Source organism: Hyphobacterium sp. CCMP332 (assembly GCF_014323565.1).
GTDB lineage: Bacteria > Pseudomonadota > Alphaproteobacteria > Caulobacterales > Maricaulaceae > Hyphobacterium.
This window is the reverse complement of sequence record NZ_CP058669.1, coordinates 647,501-666,150: the sequence shown is the minus strand read 5'-3', so window position 1 is coordinate 666,150 and position 18,650 is coordinate 647,501. Positions and strand designations below refer to the sequence as shown.

General features: G+C 58.2%; 12 protein-coding genes, 1 tRNA gene and 2 rRNA genes (1 of these 15 cut by a window edge). 6 read left to right on the top strand and 9 right to left on the bottom strand.

Annotated features, from left to right (window positions below; genetic code table 11):
* Positions 1-142 precede the first annotated feature (142 nt).
* Positions 143-784, bottom strand: coding sequence for a glutathione S-transferase family protein (locus HXX25_RS03405; RefSeq protein ID WP_233346855.1), 642 nt, complete (start codon positions 782-784; stop codon positions 143-145).
* Positions 781-2,490 (bottom strand): amidase, encoded by a 1,710-nt coding sequence (locus HXX25_RS03400; protein WP_187167115.1) that lies wholly within the window; start codon positions 2,488-2,490, stop codon positions 781-783. Before HXX25_RS03400 ends, HXX25_RS03405 begins: the two co-directional genes overlap by 4 nt.
* A gap of 164 nt (positions 2,491-2,654) precedes the next feature.
* Between HXX25_RS03400 and HXX25_RS03395 the strand changes: the two genes are divergently transcribed.
* Entirely contained in the window at positions 2,655-3,584 is a 930-nt protein-coding gene (locus HXX25_RS03395) for a hypothetical protein (protein WP_187167114.1), read from the top strand.
* Between the two features lie 24 nt (positions 3,585-3,608).
* The gene (locus tag HXX25_RS03390; RefSeq protein WP_187167113.1) at positions 3,609-4,415 is read left to right on the top strand and encodes a hypothetical protein; all 807 of its coding nucleotides are present in this window, start codon (positions 3,609-3,611) and stop codon (positions 4,413-4,415) included.
* 12 nt (positions 4,416-4,427) lie between these two features.
* On the opposite strand, the gene HXX25_RS03385 is transcribed toward HXX25_RS03390, so the two are convergent.
* The 4 genes from HXX25_RS03385 to HXX25_RS03370 form a co-directional block, all read right to left on the bottom strand.
* Positions 4,428-6,176, bottom strand: coding sequence for a hypothetical protein (locus HXX25_RS03385; protein ID WP_187167112.1), 1,749 nt, complete (start codon positions 6,174-6,176; stop codon positions 4,428-4,430).
* The gene (locus tag HXX25_RS03380; RefSeq protein ID WP_187167111.1) at positions 6,176-8,527 is read right to left on the bottom strand and encodes a glycosyl transferase family protein; all 2,352 of its coding nucleotides are present in this window, start codon (positions 8,525-8,527) and stop codon (positions 6,176-6,178) included. Before HXX25_RS03380 ends, HXX25_RS03385 begins: the two co-directional genes overlap by 1 nt.
* The gene (gene wecB, locus HXX25_RS03375) at positions 8,527-9,651 is read right to left on the bottom strand and encodes a non-hydrolyzing UDP-N-acetylglucosamine 2-epimerase (protein WP_187167110.1); all 1,125 of its coding nucleotides are present in this window, start codon (positions 9,649-9,651) and stop codon (positions 8,527-8,529) included. The genes HXX25_RS03380 and wecB overlap by 1 nt, the downstream gene beginning before the upstream one ends.
* A gap of 181 nt (positions 9,652-9,832) precedes the next feature.
* Positions 9,833-11,320, bottom strand: coding sequence for a M28 family peptidase (locus HXX25_RS03370; protein ID WP_187167109.1), 1,488 nt, complete (start codon positions 11,318-11,320; stop codon positions 9,833-9,835).
* A 152-nt stretch (positions 11,321-11,472) separates the two neighbouring features.
* Between HXX25_RS03370 and HXX25_RS03365 the strand changes: the two genes are divergently transcribed.
* From HXX25_RS03365 to HXX25_RS03355, 3 genes are all read left to right on the top strand, one after another.
* Entirely contained in the window at positions 11,473-12,360 is an 888-nt protein-coding gene (locus HXX25_RS03365; RefSeq protein WP_187167108.1) for a pirin family protein, read from the top strand.
* Positions 12,361-12,502: 142 nt separating this feature from the next.
* Positions 12,503-14,125 carry a phosphoenolpyruvate carboxykinase gene (locus HXX25_RS03360; RefSeq protein ID WP_187167107.1) on the top strand — a complete coding sequence of 541 codons (1,623 nt, stop codon included), beginning with the start codon at positions 12,503-12,505 and terminating at the stop codon, positions 14,123-14,125.
* A 74-nt stretch (positions 14,126-14,199) separates the two neighbouring features.
* Complete coding sequence (locus tag HXX25_RS03355) at positions 14,200-14,691, top strand: hypothetical protein (protein ID WP_187167106.1); 492 nt, start codon at positions 14,200-14,202, stop codon at positions 14,689-14,691.
* Positions 14,692-14,739: 48 nt separating this feature from the next.
* Here the strand turns inward: HXX25_RS03355 and HXX25_RS03350 are convergent.
* A tRNA-Met gene (locus tag HXX25_RS03350) sits at positions 14,740-14,816 on the bottom strand.
* 120 nt (positions 14,817-14,936) lie between these two features.
* On the opposite strand from HXX25_RS03350, the gene HXX25_RS03345 reads away from it, so the two are divergent.
* Positions 14,937-15,731 (top strand): FkbM family methyltransferase, encoded by a 795-nt coding sequence (locus HXX25_RS03345; RefSeq protein WP_187167105.1) that lies wholly within the window; start codon positions 14,937-14,939, stop codon positions 15,729-15,731.
* Positions 15,732-15,914: 183 nt separating this feature from the next.
* Here HXX25_RS03345 and rrf read toward each other — a convergent pair.
* Positions 15,915-16,029, bottom strand: a 5S ribosomal RNA gene (gene rrf, locus HXX25_RS03340).
* Between the two features lie 91 nt (positions 16,030-16,120).
* Positions 16,121-18,650: ribosomal RNA gene (locus HXX25_RS03335) — 23S ribosomal RNA — on the bottom strand (it continues 223 nt past the right edge of the window).

Below are 18,650 nucleotides of genomic sequence, written 5' to 3'. Positions count from 1 at the left end.
GTTATTGATTTCGCAATTCTGTCTTATTTCGGTCGACGGAAAAAGGACAATCCGCTTCGCGAAATGCCTCAGAGTGCCTGAAACCCAAGCATCTCAGACCTTTTCCCCTGCTGCGTTGCACTGATGTCACATTAGACACGTTCTAAACCTTCGCGCTCGGCCGCAAGGAAACAGCCTCATACCAGCTTCTCAAAGCTGAATGATTCTCATCGGGAACGAGCTTCACCCATCCGGCAAACTCAATCACAACAAATGCGGTGATGTCCGCCACCGAGAATGCCTCGCCGCCGAGATAAGCCTGTTCAGACAAGCGGCGATCCAGCAATTCGAAAAAATTGCCAATTCGCGCGCGTCCCCGCTCGGCCAGCTCGGGAATCTGATCATAGTCTTTTGGCCCGGTCAGCGCCCTGCCCTTCATGCCCGGCAAGGAGTTGCGAATGACTTCAGCCATCGCCAGGAGGCCGTCGCTTTCCGCAATGGCATTCCATTCCGCAACGACCGCCTTCTCGACGGGATCACGTCCCATCAAAGGCGGATCAGGACGGATTTCCTCAAGATATCTCGCTATCGAGGCGTTATCGCCAAGCACTCGTCCGTCGGGCAATTTCAGCGCTGGTACAGTGCATCTGGGATTGATGGCTTTGTAGGCCTCACCCAATTGTTCCTTGTGGCGCAGGTCAACCTGAACGGTCGGAATGGCCAGCCCTTTCTCAGCGATGAAAATTCGCGCCCGGCGCGGGCTGGGTGCCGTCAAACAGTCGTAGAATACGTAGTCATCCATCATGAGAATTGTCCCGGTCTCTCGCTCGCTACATCCAGCCGGGATTCAATTTCCCGCCCCAATAGCAGCAGTTTATCCTCGCCAAATAGCGGCCCCCAAAGCGAGGTGCCGTGGGGCAGAAGATGCGTTTGCTCCTGCCGCGCTGCGCCACTGGCGGTCAGCGGATTCAGTGTCCGTTCCACAAAACCCGATCTGAAAATCAGGCTCGGATGGCCCGTGAAATTGGTAATCAGCAACATATTCGATGCGAAATTCGGCCCGATGATCACATCACACTGGTGGAATACTACAGCCATGGCTTCGCAGACAGTGCGCCGAAAGCGATCCACATTGATGTAATCCACTGCCGAGCGCAGGCGGGCGCGGCGCCATGTATTGGGCCAGGCATTTGGCCCCTGCCAGCGCAGCGCATCATCGCCGCCCGACAAGGTGAGTTCTTCAAAAGCGGCGGCCGCTTCAACTTCGACAACCGTTCCCAATGCGCCATACGGCAAATCCGGGAGGCTGAGTTCGACGAGCTCACATCCGATATCCCTGACCGCCTGCAATGCGGCCCGGTCCGGCGCGGCGGCATTCTCGAAATCGCCGGGAAAATATCCGACCTTCAAAGTCGCGGGATCCGTTTGCCAATCGACACCAAAAGGCATCTCGAGAGATGACGCATCCGCGACATCGTATCCATTGAGCGTCTCCAGGATGAGCGCCGTATCGGCCACACTGCGCGTTAGCGGGCCTATCTTGTCGAGCGACCAGCAGAGCGCCATCGCACCGGCCCGCGAAACGCGTCCGAAGGTCGGGCGAAGGCCAGTGGTTCCGCATCGGTGCGAAGGCGATACGATAGAGCCCAGCGTCTCGGTGCCGATTGCAAAACTTGCCAGCCCTGCGCCGACGGCAGACGCCGATCCCGCACTGGACCCGGAGGAGCCTTCATCTGTGTTCCACGGATTTCGCGTCAGCCCGCCAAACCAGAGGTCATTATAGGCAATGGCGCCACTGGTAGACTTTCCGATCAGGACAGCACCACTTTCCCGCAGCCGCTGGTAGACAGCTGCATCCGATTCCGCGATCCGGTCCTGATAAGGCGTAGCGCCCCAGGTGCTGCGTATGCCGGCAACATCCACAATGTCCTTGAGCGCATACGGGAGCCCCTGAAGCGGGCTTGCATATTCACCGCGGGCAAGTGCCGCATCCGCCGCCCTGGCCTGCTCAATGGCGAGCTCAGCCGTCACCGTTACGAAGCACTCCAGTTCGCCGCCAAAACGTTCAATTCGGTCCAGATAAATCCGAGTCAGTCGCTCGGATGAAATGTGCCCGGCGCGAAGCCATTTCGACTGCTTCCATGCCGGCGAAAACGCAATGTCAGCTTCGCGCGACGGAACCGGTCCCGGATCGGTTTCCGGAGCAACATCCGGGCCGTTATGCTGCATCTCGTATGAGACACCGGGAAGACGTGGATCGAACGTTGTCGCGGGTTGAAGCGAATTCGGCTGGTCGATCGCGCGCAAACGCGCCGCATTTTCTGCCCAGTCATCCAGACCAATAATCATCTGTTCGACTTCCGATTCGGTATAGTCGATTCCGAACAAGCCCTCGGAACACTGGATCACATCGCCGGTCAGCTGCTCCTGCGCGTTCGCCTGAGGCAGGAAGGCCAAAGTCCCGCCCCCAACAGCCAGACCACCCAATATTTCGCGTCGCGTCGTTGCCATGCCAACCTCCCTTTATGAACGCAACATAAACGGTTTGATCCGGTTTCCCATCAAATCACCCCATTTCAGCCCGCATTGCCGCCGCAATCTGCCACATTTCGTGGTTAACGACATATTTGCGTCGCTCCCGACGCGGGCTGTCTAACGAAATTCTGGGGGAGAAAATGGCACTTAACGATTTGAACGAAACCGCTACGCGGCAGTTTTACAAGCCGGAGAATGAACGTGATCAACGGTCACGTGCTCTGGCCAGCGAACATTTTTCCAACGGCGCGCACATTCAGGACTTTGACCTGCAATTCACGCTGTCCCGCGCCCGGCGCGACTTTGAAAACCTGCGCGCTTTTCGCCGCACGGCCGGCTGGGCATTCGATGACCCCATCGGCAAGGAAAAAAGCGGTCCTGCCGGCAAGCCGATTGAACGGTCTGCCATCTATCCGGATTCGCATTTGCTGACATTTTCGGTTCTGGCCGCTCTGGTTCTCTTTGAAGGGCTGGCCAATGCCTACTTCTTCTCTGGCAGTTCCGATCTGGGTCTGCTGGGCGGCTGGCTTCAGGCCATCACCGTTTCCTTTGTGAATGTCATTACCGCTTTCTTTGTTATCGGCTATCTCTGCCTGCGCCACCTGACGAATCCGCAAAAGCGCTGGTCGTTTGCTGCCGCTGCGCTGGGCCTGCCCGTGGCTGTCGCATTCATCGTTGTGCTCAATCTGGCCGCTGCACACTATCGCGACCTGCTTGAAATCCACGCAGCATCATTGGCCCTGGGCGGAACAGAGGTTACCGGCGAGCTGATCGCTCCGATCCAGCACCTGATTGCCGCCCCGTTTTCCTTCCAGACCCTCGAGGCATATCTTTTGCTGACACTGGGACTGACCTTTGGCATCATTGCCGCCTACAAGGGCCGCACTTTTGATGATGCGATCCCGGGCTTTGGTGTGGTGCAACGCCGTGCTGAACGTTCGGCTCGCGAACTCAACCGCGTGGTCAAGAAAGCCGCGGGTGGCCGTAATTCGCCAGAAGAGCAAATTGCCGAAGCCCAAATTCTGCTTATGGATATGGCAGAAGATTTCGGATCAGCGCGCCCGCGCTGATCCCGCCTTTTGGGGGGGTGATTAATGTCCGGACGCGACCTGCTTGGTATATTCAACCTGTTACTCGTGGCCGGAGTGGTCGCAGCGGTCAGCTATTTCGCGCTCACGCTGCGCCCCGCAGAATATGATACCGACACGCTCTGTATTGCAGGCGAAACGCCGCCACACCGCGTGGTCATTATCGACAAGACCGACCTCTACTCCACGCAGCAAGCCGCCGCGATAGAGCGAATCATCCTGACCCAGCGCGATACGCTGGCGGTTGGCGAGCGTCTGTCGCTCTTTGAACTGGATGAAACCGGCCGGCTGGACGACACGAACCAGTTTTCGCTCTGCAATCCCGGCAGCGGTGACCAGGTCAACCCGCTTTATCGCAATCCGGACCGCATTCAGGCGCGCTATGAAGCCCTTTTCGACGCGCCATTGCAGCAAGCACTGGCCGATCTGGTTGTGCCCAAGGATGCGCCTCAAAGCCCCATACTGGAGGCTCTGGCGGAACTGGCTCAGGAGCCATCCATGGCTCAAACCGTGCCGGGCCGCCGGATCGTTCTGGTGTCAGACATGCTGCAGAATTCGGACATCGTCTCCGTTTACGGACGGGCACGCGGCGATGTGTTTGACCGGCTTCCACCCGTTGCCGAAACCGTTCAGTCGATCCGCCAGGAATACGGAATGGCACTGGCGGGCATCACACTGGAAATCCATCTGATCGAGCGTCCCGGTTGGGAAAGCGAGCAGAATGGCGACCAGCGCAGCTACTGGACACAAGTCTTCAGCCAGCTTGGAATGGCGGTCAGCTGGCAGGTTTTGCCGGCCGACACTTATTCCTGAACCTTCAGACCCTCAGAAGTGCCAGACCGCGCGGGCGATGAAGGCTTCATCGTCCGTATCGCCGATACCGAAACGGTATTCCATTTCCAGATCCAGACGCTGGGCCGGAGCAGATGTTTCGCTTTCGTCGAACCAATGCGAGAAGACAACGCCCGGGCCGACCTCCAGACGTTCGCGTGTCTGGAAGGTATCATCCGACCATTGCGCAACGCCCGTCACATAAGGTGTCACTGTCCAGCGGTCGCCGGTGCGGAACCGTCTGCCCTGGCGGACCGAGGCGTAGGCGGAGAGGAATTCGGGATCGTCCGGGATATAGGCCAGGTCAGCGAAAGCGGTGGTATAATTCCAGCTGCTCTGATTGGGATCCCAATCAAGCCCGTCCGACCAGCCATAGCTGGCGCGTAGCAGCCAGGCATCGCGGGCCTGATTACCGCCTGCGATCATTCGCTCGCCAGCCAGGTAGAAATCATGTTGCGCCAGTGGCTTCCAACGCGCGCCAACGCCCATTTGCAGGGTTTCGTCATTGAGTGTGATGGTCCCGGGGTCGGCCGAGACATAGGCGCGGCCGAACAAGGTCAGTCCGGTGTTGGTCGTATTGAAAGCATCAGGCCGCCAGCCAAATTCGCCACCGAACTGAGTCTCGTTTGGCCCGGTCTCCGGCAAATTGACGGAATTGGGCGCAGACCCGTCCCGATAGGACGCGAAGACAAAGCCGTAAGTCGATCGCTCGAGTTGTTCGACCTGACGACGCAAGCGGTAGGTACGTGCATCGCGCTCCTCGGCCGATTCACCCTCCCGCATCGCCGGATCGAGAATTGCAGCGCGAAAAACTGTGGCGGCCTCGTCTTCCCGGTCTGCCTGCATCAAGGCATAGCCGAGATCCTCACGCACGGTTGAGCGCGAAGGGTCGATTGCCAGAACCCGCTCGAACAGGTCTGCGGCCAGGTTTGCATCGCCTATGCGCTGCGCCGAATAGGCTGTCGACAGGAGAATATCCACATTTCGGGGCTCGCTCCGTAATGCGGCGCTGAACTCTGCGAGGGCCGCGCCTTCATCGCCGGCCTGCTGGAGGAATAATCCGCGTTGAAAGCGCCGGTATGGGCGATCCTCTATCTCGATCGCGCGGGCCAGATACATGGCCGCCGCTGCGGGTTGAGTATCAGCCATGACAAGCGCGCGTTCTTCAAAATAGAGCGCCAGATCGGAGCCGGACAATTCCGCCATCTCGATCCGCTGAAGACGGGCAGCGCCGGATTGAGGACGCCCGTCCAGCCGCGCCGCCCGGGCCGCCATCAGTTCATCAAATGGCGCACCGGTGATTTCGGCAGCCTCATTCCAGCCAATCGCTGATCGCGAAAACTCGCCAGCGGCTTCAGCCTGATAGCCGAGGCTGCGGAAGACATAGGCGCGTTGGGTATCATCAAGCTGATGGCGATAAATGACGGCCTGCCAGAAGGCGTCGGCCGCTTGTGCCGCATCACCAGCCTCGACCGCGCATTCAGCCACAGCGATATAATCGAGTGCCATGCGGCTGGTGTCCGCGACGGCGCCCAGCGCGGGCAATGCAACAGCGCATCCCGATTGTTCCATCAGGCTGCGGGCTTCCGCGCGCCGCTGTTCCATTGATCGTGGATCATCATCCGCACCTGCTGAAACCGCAAAGCTGATCGCTGTCAATGAGGCTGTGGACGCCAGCAGGAGCCGGGGCCGCAAATTGTATTTGGCCGGGGTGATCCAGCCGCGATTATAAAAACGGGACATCAGGCATCCTCCATGACCAGATCGGCATGAGCCTCCTGGATTTCACTCCATTCCACCTCGGTCAGATAGCCCAGCGCCTTGGCGCGTTGCACAAAGCCTAGTGGAGGCTTGGGTTGAGCGGCAAGTGCCGCATCGAGATCCGTCTTGCTGATGATGCGCTTCTGAACCAGAGCCGCACCCAGCGCCGCTTCATCAACGACGTACACGCCTTTTTGTTCGGTCAGCAGCTGAGCATGGCTGAGCGCGCCGCGCCGGACCAGATGATCGCCCAGCCGGACCCAGTCCTTGCGCAGGCTGCGCCAGACGGCCGACACTTGCTTGTCGTCCAGAATGGACAGACGTTTGAGCACGCGGGCGGCTCTGATATCGGATTCCAGAAGCTCAGGATCATATCCAAAACGGATACCAAAACTGACATCGCTCAGCGGCGCGACAAAGACTTTCAGGGGCCGGCCCAGCCTGCGCCGCAGGTCGGATAGCTGCGTTTCACTCAGTGGTTCACCCACGGCGATTTGCAAGCTGCGGCCATCCCGCGCCATCGGAAAAGCGCCATATTTGGCGGCAAGGTCATGCGGGAGATGTTTCAGGACCTCCGGCTTTGTGGCGAGCGGGTCCAGCGAAATGCGCTCCAGGCCTTTATGCTCGGCGACGGCATCGGCGAGCTGGTCATCGTTTATATCGCCAAGATCGAGCAGGAGAAGCCCCAGCGGGCGGTATTCATCCGCTTGCATCGCAACGGCGCGTTGCAGCCCCCGCTCATCGATGGCCCCCCAGTAAATCAGCGCGTCGCCCAAGCGGCCACCCTCGCCCTGTCCCAGCTCGGCCATGGACGGATAGGCATGGGCAGTCTTGTCCCAAGTGATACGGTTACCGCTGATGACGTGCCAGAGGTAACGCCGGGCCGCGCGCATTGAAGCAAGATAGCCAATGTAGTTCGCCCAAACCATCCGAACCGGAACAAGCACAGCGTATTTCAATCCATGTGCCGCCGTCGTGAAGATCAGGCGATGAAGAACACGGTTCAACAGGAAGACGAAGTTGATCAGCACAATCGACCAGACCCACGAGTCTGGATCAATCAACGGCGGCAATCCGCCGGCTTGCGGAAAGAGCGATGCGATCAGCCAGTACAAGGCCCATTGCAGAAGGATGGCATAGGCCAGCATGCCCGTCGGGGCTGTCCAGATGGCTTTCCGGTCGCGGTAGAGGAAATAGCGATGGGAGGCCGGGCCGATCCAGCCCAGCTGCTTCCATCCGAGATAGGATATACCCAGCATCCAGCGGGATTTCTGGCGCACGGAGACCTTCACATTGTCCGGGAAAAACTCCCGCGTGCACACCAGTTCGCGTCGGTGCTTGTGCACGTCCCGATTGGCGAACCAGGCTTTTCGCGTCGCATACGGCATGCGCGCCCAGTAGCGCACAAACATGGATTTCAGACCGGCCTCATAAAAGCGGTGGCCGATATCATAATCCTCGGTCAGCGAATCCACATTGAAAGGCTGGTTGTGCCGCTCGGCCCGCAGGAGTTCAATCGCATCGCGACTGAACGCCGTTGCGACGCCGGCAGACGGAACGAGATCCGTCATATGCGATCTTGCAATCAGGTCCTTGCCATGCCATTCGGCGAACTCATCCATATAATGGCAGGCGGTGAGCGATGACCATTTTCGCGGCATTGACAGCACAGGCAGCTGAAGCATATCCGCCTTATCCAGATAGGCATTGATCACCTTGAAGGACATCGGGTGAATGACGTCTTCGGAGTCCTGCATCAGTATGCCGTCAAAGCGTTCGCCAAGCTCTTCTTCGCGATTGACGATTCCAGCAACCATCCAGTTCAGATTGTCTGCCTTACAGGTCGGGCCGTTGTGGCCGACAAAAGCGATGTTGATACCGGGATTCTGGCGAACGATGCGATTGACCTCGTCAATGGTTTCCTGGTCGTTTGGATAGACGCCGACGAAAATCTCGTAATTGCGGTAATCCATCGTCTTGAGCGTATTGACCAGCATACGGCCAATGACATCGGCTTCGTGCCAGGCCGGCACCATGACGGCGAGTTTTTTCTGCTCCATTTCATCGAGCTGCTTCATCGATGGCACATAGCGGAAGGGCCGTGTCACGACACGCTGAACGGTGAGCACCCAATAGTAGAGATCGAGAAAGGCGTCATCGACTGACGAGATAAAGATGGCGATAGCGGCATATACGGTCAGACCGCTCAAAATGGCCCAATAGAGGCGAACGGCGTCACCCGACAAAAGCGCCTGCAACACAGCTTCGATCCAGGCCAACAGGCCTGCATCCACGGTGGCGATTTGCGCCATGGAGGGATCAAACCCCTCCATCAGCTGGCCTGCCTGAAAGCCACCGGCTTGCTCAGTTCACGCGCCAGTATGTCAGCGATCCGAGGGCTCGACTTGCCATCTCCAAACGGATTTTGTCGACTTGCCATTTTACGGTGCGCGGCAGCGCGAGTGAGAAGTCTTGACGCCTCTCTCACGATGACGCCGGGGTCTGTCCCCACTAGTTTGGCAACGCCTGCGTCGATAGCCTCCTGGCGTTCGGTGGTCTCGCGCAGAACAAGGACAGGCACATCAAAGCTGGGCGCCTCTTCCTGCACGCCGCCGGAATCTGACAAGACGAGGTGGCTGGCTTTCAGAACGGCGATGAACTCGGGATAGGCCAACGGCGCGATGACATGAATGCGGTCAGTTGCGCCCAGCATGGCCTCGACCGTTTCCCGGACCCGCGGATTTGAATGGGCCGGAAAGATGATACGAATATCCGGATGACGCTCGACGAGTGTTCTGGCGGCGCGGCAAATACCCGCGATACCCTCGCCCCAGTTTTCTCGGCGGTGAGCGGTCAACAGAATGATCCGTTCGCCCGGCTTCACCTGATCAAGGATCGCTGGCGCGCGAACGCGGTCCGCCATCTGCAGCACGGTATCAATGATGGTATTGCCGGTGATCCAAATCCGGGACCGGCGCACACCATCCAGACGCAGATTTTTCTCGGCCAAACGCGTCGGCGCAAAATGAAAGTCGGCAATCGGCGCAATCAGCCGCCGAAAGCTTTCTTCAGGAAAGGGGTTGTTGGTGTCGCCGCTTCGCAAGCCGGCTTCGACATGCCCGACCGGTACTTTGTGCAAATGCGCCGCCAGCGCGCCGGACCAGGCACTCGCCGTATCGCCTTGCACAAGGACAGCACGTGGCTTGTTTACCTCGACCCACTGTCCCAGCTGAGACAGCAACCCTGCGGACAATTCCGTCAGGGAACGGGGATCCCATCCACCGCTCAGCGTTACATCCGGCCGGATGTCGACGGCATCCAGCGCCTGCTCTGCCAGATCGCCGTGTTGTCCCGTGGCAATCCAGACCGGCTCCAGCGCCGCTTCTTCCAAACTCAGGTAAACGGGCGCGAGCTTTAATATCTCAGGCCGCGTTCCCGCTATAATAGCGATTCCCATATCGCCCCCCAGTGCGATGGCGGGCAAGCCCGCCGGAAATCCCTCGCACCGGGAAAGTCGCTTTGAATCAGGGAGTAATAACCGCCACTAAAAGGCCATTCCGGGACAGAAACGACAAAGCCGCCCCATTTGGGGCGGTTAAGTGTCCGTTAAGCCCAATAGAGGCGGTCAGGTGTCAGACCTATTCATCCTGCGTTCGGAATTCGACATCTGAGTCGGCGGCAAGCCAAACAACGGCGGCCCATGCCGCGACATTCTGGGCCAGCTCGTCCGGGTCTATCTTGTCGAATGTGTCATCCGGCGTGTGATGCAGGTCGAAGTAATCCGTGCCGTCCTGGGTCAGGCGGAAGACTGGCACCCCCTGCATGGCGAGCGGAATGATGTCCGGCCCGCCGCCGCGATTGGCACGATCTCCGCGAATAATTCCCAGCGGGGAAATGATGCGCTGGGTTTCATCGAGGAAAGCCGTTCCTTCATCGCTGGTGCCCGAAGTCAACGACCAAACGAGACCCGCGCCAAAATCAGATTCCGAGGCCAGAACGATATTTCCGATCTCATCGGCATTCTGCCGGGCATAGGCAAAGGCACCCAGCAGGCCGACTTCCTCTGCTCCAAACAATACAACGCGAATCGTGCGGCGCGGCGCGCGCGGCAACTGACCGATGAGATGGGCTGCAGCGGTGACAATACCGACTCCGGCACCATCGTCGATCGCGCCAGTGGCTTCGTCCCAGCTATCGAGGTGGGCGCCAATCAGGACGACTTCGTCAGGCAGTTCCCGTCCCGGAATTTCGGCGATGACATTTCCGGACTGACGCATGCCCCTCCACCCGGCCACGACCGAGAGGTGGGCCCTCAGGGTTTCACCCGCACCATGAATGCGCTCAATCTGATCGGCATCCGGTGCGGAAACCGCGACAGCCGGAATAGACGACCAGACACGATTCTCGTTGAAGTCAGGATGCTCGGCATTGAGGTAGTCGATGACGGCCCGGGAATGACGGCCTGCCGCCACTGAAGATGCATTGGGTGTGCTCATCATACCTGTGTGAGGGAAGCGGTGGCTGTCAGTGCCGACCGACCGGATGATGACGGCCGCAGCGCCGCGCGCCTCGGCTTCGAGCCAGGCAAACTGGCGCTTTGCATTGGCCGGACCATAACCGGCTCCGGTTTGCGCCGATATCATCCGGTCATTTACGTAGGCAATCCGGCCTTCGAGCGATCCATCATCGGGCGCATCGCGCAAGGCATCAAAACTGTCAAAAAAGACAATATCGCGCTCCAGCCCGTTTTGCGGCGTTGCGGCAGAACCACCGAGCGCCGACCCGATCAGCATCTGGGGAAACGGCTCGACGATCCGCAGTTCAATACTGCCTCGATCCCAGTACGGCATTTCAAAGGGCTCGACCCGGACATTCTCGAAACCCAGTTCAGTGAACATCTGTACTGCCCAGTCGCGGGCTCGAGCTTCCTGTTCGGAGCCGCCAAGCCGCGGCCCCACCTCGGTGGTGAGCGATCTGACGATCTCATAACCGGTGTCCGATTCCAGACCCCGCTGCATCAGTTCGCGTGCCGTGGCCGCGGATTCTTCGCTGATCAAAGCGTCATCTTGCGCATATGCAGTTGCTGACATCAAAAGGCAGGCGGCACTCGCAACGCGAATAAACATGTTGGATATCTCCCAAAACCCAGTGTTGCTGCGGAAGCTAACCCGGCTCACCCCGCCCCTCAAGGCAAGCGCTCAGACGCGTGTCCTCACTCGGTGTGCAAAGTCGTGAAAAGCCCCCTATATTCGAACCGGGTTATCAGGAGCATCGCCGTATGATTGAAATGACGATTTCCGGACGGGCGAAGGATCTCGGCGGGTTTGCCGTTCGTCGCCTTATTCCGGTCGCCAAAAGACGCCTCGTCGGGCCGTTCATATTTTTCGACCATATCGGACCCGCTGAATTCGAGCCCGGCACTGGCATCGATGTGCGTCCACACCCGCATATCGGTCTTGCGACCGTGACATACCTCTTTGATGGCGAAATGGACCACCGTGATACGCTCGGCGTCCATAAAACGATCAAACCCGGCGATGTGAACTGGATGACGGCGGGGCGCGGCATCGTTCATTCAGAACGGACTGGTGACACGGCGCGCGCCGCTGGTCACAAACTGCACGGCATCCAGACGTGGGTCGCGCTGCCCACCGGAGATGAAGAGACCGACCCGTTTTTCAGCCATCATGCCTCCGGGGAATTGCCCGAAATCGAGATGGATGGTGTGAAGATGCGCCTGATCCTGGGATCGGCTTACGGTAAAACATCTCCAGTGAAAGTGTTTTCTCCGATCTTCTATCTGCATGTCGAATCTGACGCCGGCTCCGTTTTCAAACTGACCGACGAGCACGAAGAGCGGGCTGTGTATGTCGTCAGTGGCGAGATCGAAATTGATGGCCGCTTGTTCGGTGAAGGCGAGATGATCGTACTGGATGATGAGGCGTCGATCGGCATACGCACAGTGAAATCGGCCTGCGTTATGATCTGTGGCGGCGCAAAGCTGGCGGGAGACCGGCACATTTTCTGGAATTTCGTGTCCAGCTCCAAGGACCGCCTTGAGAAAGCCAAGGCCGACTGGAAAGCGTCAGCTGATGCCGGATTCGAGAACAGCGCCTTTGCTTTGCCACCGGGCGAAACAGAACACATTCCGCTTCCTGAGTCATAATTCGTTATCTGGCCCTGCACTTGCAGTGGGAGAATAGACTTGATGCCGGGCGTCTCGTCCCTTAGTGAGGGCGTTTAACCGGCAAAACGCACATCAGGATGGATCGGTCGCGATCAGCGACATCCAGCAACCGGGGGGTACCATGTTCGAGCAGGCGAATGACCGCGATGCGAACGTATTGGCATATCTGGGAGTGTCCAGAACCGGGCCGCTAAATCACAACTGGAACGAAGCTGCCCTCTATCAGGAAGCTGTTCAACGTGGTGAGGGCGAGATCGCCAAGGGCGGTGCCCTTGTTGTGAAGACCGGTCAACACACAGGCCGATCCGCAAAGGACAAGTTTACCGTCCGCGATGAGACCACCGAAGACACCGTCTGGTGGGATACCAATGCGGCGATCACGCCGGACCAGTTCACCGCAATCTGGGAAGACTTCCAGGCCCACATGGCGGACAAGGAATTATTCGTTCAGGATCTGTTTGGCGGCGCCGACCTCGATCATCGCCTTCCGGTCCGGGTTGTGACGGAGTTTGCCTGGCACTCGCTTTTCATTCGCCACCTGCTGCGCCGTCCTGAAGCCAGCGAGCTGGCCGGATTTGACCCGGAATTCACGATTGTAAACCTGCCGAGCTTCAAGGCCGATCCCGAGCGTCATGGTTGCCGCAGCGAAACTGTCATTGCAGTCGATTTTGCGCGCAAAATGGTTCTGATCGGCGGCACATCCTATGCCGGTGAGACCAAAAAGTCTGTCTTCACCATTCTCAATTACCTGCTGCCGGCCAAGGGCATCATGCCGATGCATTGCTCGGTCAACACCGATGGCGACAATGCCGCGATTTTTTTCGGTTTGTCGGGCACGGGCAAAACCACGCTCTCCGCAGACGCCAGCCGCACGCTGGTTGGCGACGATGAGCATGGCTGGTCGGAAAACGGCCTCTTCAATTTTGAAGGCGGCTGTTACGCAAAAATGATCCGGCTTTGCCCGACGGCGGAGCCGGAAATTCACGCCACTACACAACGCTGGGGCACTGTGCTGGAAAACGTTGTCATGGACCCCGTCACCCGGGAGCTTGATCTGGACGACGCGACACTGGCTGAAAACAGCCGGGGCGCCTATCCGATCGAGGCCATTCCAAACGCTTCCGACACCGGTCGCTGTGGTCAGCCCAAAAACCTGATCATGCTGACGTGTGACGCCTTCGGTATCATGCCGCCGATCGCGAAACTGACGCCTGCGCAAGCCATGTACCACTTCCTGTCGGGCTACACCGCAAAAGTCGCCGGCACCGAAAAAGGCGTCACTGAGCCAACCGCGACCTTCTCAGCCTGTTTTGGCGCGCCCTTCATGCCGCGCCACCCGGCCGAGTATGGCGCTCTTCTGCGTGAACTGATCGCGGAACACGGCGTCGATTGCTGGCTGGTCAATACGGGCTGGACGGGCGGTGCCTATGGCGAAGGCCAGCGCATGCCGATCAAGGCCACGCGCGCTCTGTTGAATGCGGCCCTTGATGGTTCGCTTAACAATGCCACCTTCCGCCAGGACCCGAATTTCGGCTTTATGGTTCCGACCGCTGTTCCGGGTGTTGAGAGCCGCATTCTCGACCCGCGGTCCACCTGGACAAATCCGAACGCCTATGACGTCCAGGCAGCAAGACTGGCAGAGATGTTTGTCTCGAATTTCACGAAATTCGAGGATCATGTTGCCCCCTATGTGCGCGCAGCCGCTCCGACCCTGGCCGAGGTCAACGTGGCCGTCGCGGAATAGAACGCCTTCACGATTAGCGTTTTGACAAAGTCCCGGTAGCCTCTCTACCGGGACTTTTTATTTGGAGACAGATTATGCAACGGATCATTTTCACCCTCGCCACAACCGTTTGCCTTGCTGGTTGTGGTGGGTCGACAGACACTGCCGCCCCAGACACTCTGTCCTGGACATCGCCAAACGCAAACGAACTTCTGGGCGTCTATCAGGACGCCGGCGATAGCGTCGCTGTGATTGATCAGAATGGATCCGACTACGGACCGATGTCCATGTTTGTCAGCGGAGTCGAACTGACGCCGGAAAGCGAAATCGCGGCTTTGCGCGAGAGAGCAAACGATGTGACGCAGGTTTCGTCCGGATCGGCCAATTGCACCGAAATCGAGGATGTCCCGCTGGAACAGTTCTGCATGCTCTCGGTTAGCGGGTTCGAGATCGTCCCCGACGGCATGGAATGCATGGATATGGAATGCGGCGAGAGCTATTTCGAGATCACGGCGCGCCTGCGTCAGACCGCGCCGGGCGAATGGGAAGTTGTTGGCGAAACCGCCAGCGGCCTATTCGCCGGCTAACCAGCCCTCAGAAAAGGAAAAGCCCCCGGCAAGTGCCAGGGGCTTTTTTGGGTGCGGGAGTAGGATTTGAACCTACGACCTTCAGGTTATGAGCCTGACGAGCTACCGGGCTGCTCCATCCCGCGTCAAAACCCCATCCTTCAAGGACGGGAGGGCGTATCTAGGCCATGACGGAGGCTGATGCAAGGCCCGTCACACTATCATGACAGCTTGGCGACTGCTTTTCTCTCGCCTATGCAGAACGGATGACAAATTCTGATCCCCGGCCCTGGGGGGCTGCCGCTCCATCGGGCCTGTTCAAACGATTTCTGGAACGTGCGCACACCGCCGACAGCAAGGCCTGGGCGCGGCTGGCCAGTTGGTTTGCCCCCGACATAGCCGATGTCGAAAGGCTGGGCTTTCGAGCCCGTTTGCATCCAAGGGACAATCTCTCGGAAAAGCGGGTGCTATATACGCCCGGCCGTTTTGACCCCGCGGAGCTGGCGCATCTTTCGTCCCTGATCAAGGAGGGCTTCACTTTTGTCGATCTGGGCGCCAATTGCGGCGGATACACGCTTCATCTCGCGGCTAAGGCCCCGGCAAATGCCCGCCTGTTCGCGATCGAGGCGCAGCCGGAAATGGCGCGGAGATTTGCGTTCAATCTGGCAGCCAATCAATTTGATGCGACAGTGCAGCTGGACGAATTGGCGATTTCGGATGAGCGCGGGGACATTACCTTCACCATCAATCATCACAATCGCGGCGAAAGCGGGCTGCAGGGCGAAGGCGAGACCATCACTGTCCCTGCCCTGCCTCTGGCCGATTATCTCACGGAACGCTCCATAGAGCGGCTTGATGCCATGAAGATTGATGTTGAGGGTCTGGAGCACCGTATTCTGGCACCCTTTTTCCAGAGCGCTCCAAGGGCCAGCTGGCCGCGCTGTCTGATTGTTGAGCAGCTGTTGGCGACCCCCGAAACGGACCCGGTCGCTCTTGCGATTTCACAAGGCTATATTGTCGAGCGGGATCTGGGGCGAAATGTGATCCTGTCATTGCCATGAGCGACACACCGGAAGCCCAGATAGAGCCGGCACAAGCCGCCTTTGCGCGAGGCGATGCCAGACACTGGCGTTCGGGCCTTGCGGCCCTCCATGCAAAGCGGAATGAAGACACAAAAAAGCCCCGCAGTTTCCCACGGGGCTTTTTGATGAATTGTTCGGATCAGGGCCAAATCAAACGTGCAGACCGGGCAGCGACCTACTCTCCCATGCCTTAAGACATAGTACCATCGGCGCTGAGGGTCTTAACGGCCGTGTTCGGAATGGAAACGGGTGGTTTCCCCTCGCTATAACCACCCGGTCGGCACGTTTGATTCAGTTTCATTGAGACATCCAGATTTCCGACGCTCTGTCACGCGCGAACGAGGCGTTCGCCGTGCATGAACCGTCAAAAGATCAAGCCAATCGAGCTATTAGTACCGGTCAACTGAACGCATTGCTGCGCTTACATCTCCGGCCTATCGACGTGGTGGTCTACCACGGCCCTCAGGGATACCTTGTTTTGAGGGGGGCTTCCCGCTTAGATGCCTTCAGCGGTTATCCTGTCCGAACATAGCTACCCTGCACTGCGGCTGGCGCCACAACAGGTCCACCAGTGGTTCGTTCACCCCGGTCCTCTCGTACTAGGGGCAACTCCTCTCAAGTATCCTACACCCACGGCAGATAGGGACCGAACTGTCTCACGACGTTCTAAACCCAGCTCACGTACCTCTTTAAACGGCGAACAGCCGTACCCTTGGGACCTGCTCCAGCCCCGGATGAGATGAGCCGACATCGAGGTGCCAAACACTGCCGTCGATATGGACTCTTGGGCAGTATCAGCCTGTTATCCCCGGCGTACCTTTTATCCGTTGAGCGATGGCCCTTCCACTCGGGACCACCGGATCACTATGGCCGTCTTTCGACTCTGCTCGACTTGTCAGTCTCGCAGTCAGGCTGGCTTCTGCCATTGCACTCAACGAGCGATTTCCGACCGCTCTGAGCCAACCTTCGCGCGCCTCCGTTACGCTTTAGGAGGCGACCGCCCCAGTCAAACTACCCGCCACGCAGGGTCCCGGACCCGGATAACGGGCCGCGGTTAGACATCAAGAGTGCGAAGGGTGGTATCTCAAGGGAGGCTCCACCGCGACTGGCGTCACGGGTTCAAAGCCTACCACCTATCCTGCACATCACAATCCTGATGCCAGTGCGAAGCTGTAGTAAAGGTGCACGGGGTCTTTCCGTCTAACCGCGGGAAGCCTGCATCTTGACAGGCAATTCAATTTCGCTGAGTCGATGTTGGAGACAGCGGGGAAGTCGTTACGCCATTCGTGCAGGTCGGAACTTACCCGACAAGGAATTCGCTACACTTAGGACCGTTATAGTTACTGCCGACCGTCTATCTGGCTTCAATCCGGAGCTTCTGCACCTCCTTTTAACCTTCAGGCACCGGGCAGGCGTCAGACCCTATACGTCGTCTTGCGACTTCGCAGAGCCCTGTGTTTTTAGTAAACAGTCGCCACCCCCTGGTCTGTGCCCCTGGACAACGCTTGCGCGCAGCCAGGCTCCCTTCTCGCGAACTTACGGGAGTAATTTGCCGAGTTCCTTCAGCATAGTTCTCTCAAGCGCCTTGGTATTCTCTACCAGTCCACCTGTGTCGGTTTAGGGTACGGTCTATAGTGCTGATGGAGCTATTTCCTGGACTGCCTCATGGCTGCCCATCCAATCCGATAAGGAAAACAACTTCCACGCAATCCGTCACTACCCGCTGGCCCAGGAATATTGACCTGGTTCCCATCGACTACGCCTTTCGGCCTCGCCTTAGGGGCCGGCTAACCCTGCGCTGATTAGCATTGCGCAGGAACCCTTGGACTTTCGGCGAGCGGGTCTCTCACACTCTTGTCGTTACTCATGTCAGCATTCGCACTTCTGATACCTCCAGCATGCTTCTCAACACACCTTCGCAGGCTTACAGAACGCTCCCCTACCCCGCATACAAAGTATGCAAGCAGCCGCAGCTTCGGTGACCAGTTTGAGCCCCGTTACATCTTCCGCGCAGGCCGACTCGACTAGTGAGCTATTACGCTTTCTTTAAAGGATGGCTGCTTCTAAGCCAACCTCCTAGCTGTCTGAGCCTTCCCACATCGTTTCCCACTTAACTGGTACTTGGGGACCTTAGCTGGCGGTCTGGGTTGTTTCCCTCTTCACGACGGACGTTAGCACCCGCCGTGTGTCTCCCGGATAGTACTCACAGGTATTCGGAGTTTGCATCGGGTTGGTAAGTCGGGATGACCCCCTAGCCGAAACAGTGCTCTACCCCCTGTGGTATTCGTCCGAGGCGCTACCTAAATAGCTTTCGGGGAGAACCAGCTATCTCCGGGCTTGATTAGCCTTTCACTCCGATCCACAAGTCATCCCCTGGCTTTTCAACGACAGTGGGTTCGGTCCTCCAGTGCCTGTTACGGCACCTTCAACCTGCTCATGGATAGATCGCCCGGTTTCGGGTCTATGCCCAGCGACTAAATCGCCCTATTCAGACTCGGTTTCCCTACGGCTCCCCTAAACGGTTAACCTCGCCACTGAACATAAGTCGCTGACCCATTATACAAAAGGTACGCCGTCACGGAACAAGTCCGCTCCGACTGCTTGTACGCATACGGTTTCAGGATCTATTTCACTCCCCTCACAGGGGTTCTTTTCGCCTTTCCCTCACGGTACTGGTTCACTATCGGTCAGTCAGGAGTATTTAGCCTTGGAGGATGGTCCCCCCATGTTCAGACAGGATATCACGTGTCCCGTCCTACTCGATTTCACCAGACTCAGGTTTCGGATACGGGGCTATCACCCACTATGGCGGCACTTTCCAGAGCCTTCTCCTACCAGTTGTCTAGCTTAAGGGCTAGTCCCCGTTCGCTCGCCGCTACTTAGGGAATCTCGGTTGAT

Bases quoted from the DNA above. Each gene is read 5' to 3' on its own strand.
- HXX25_RS03405 (WP_233346855.1), bottom strand. From the start codon at position 784: ATGATGGATGACTACGTATTCTACGACTGTTTGACGGCACCCAGCCCG.
- HXX25_RS03400 (WP_187167115.1), bottom strand. From the start codon at position 2,490: ATGGCAACGACGCGACGCGAAATATTGGGTGGTCTGGCTGTTGGGGGC.
- HXX25_RS03395 (WP_187167114.1), top strand. From the start codon at position 2,655: ATGGCACTTAACGATTTGAACGAAACCGCTACGCGGCAGTTTTACAAG.
- HXX25_RS03390 (WP_187167113.1), top strand. From the start codon at position 3,609: ATGTCCGGACGCGACCTGCTTGGTATATTCAACCTGTTACTCGTGGCC.
- HXX25_RS03385 (WP_187167112.1), bottom strand. From the start codon at position 6,176: ATGTCCCGTTTTTATAATCGCGGCTGGATCACCCCGGCCAAATACAAT.
- HXX25_RS03380 (WP_187167111.1), bottom strand. From the start codon at position 8,527: ATGGAGGGGTTTGATCCCTCCATGGCGCAAATCGCCACCGTGGATGCA.
- wecB (WP_187167110.1), bottom strand. From the start codon at position 9,651: ATGGGAATCGCTATTATAGCGGGAACGCGGCCTGAGATATTAAAGCTC.
- HXX25_RS03370 (WP_187167109.1), bottom strand. From the start codon at position 11,320: ATGTTTATTCGCGTTGCGAGTGCCGCCTGCCTTTTGATGTCAGCAACT.
- HXX25_RS03365 (WP_187167108.1), top strand. From the start codon at position 11,473: ATGATTGAAATGACGATTTCCGGACGGGCGAAGGATCTCGGCGGGTTT.
- HXX25_RS03360 (WP_187167107.1), top strand. From the start codon at position 12,503: ATGTTCGAGCAGGCGAATGACCGCGATGCGAACGTATTGGCATATCTG.
- HXX25_RS03355 (WP_187167106.1), top strand. From the start codon at position 14,200: ATGCAACGGATCATTTTCACCCTCGCCACAACCGTTTGCCTTGCTGGT.
- HXX25_RS03345 (WP_187167105.1), top strand. From the start codon at position 14,937: ATGACAAATTCTGATCCCCGGCCCTGGGGGGCTGCCGCTCCATCGGGC.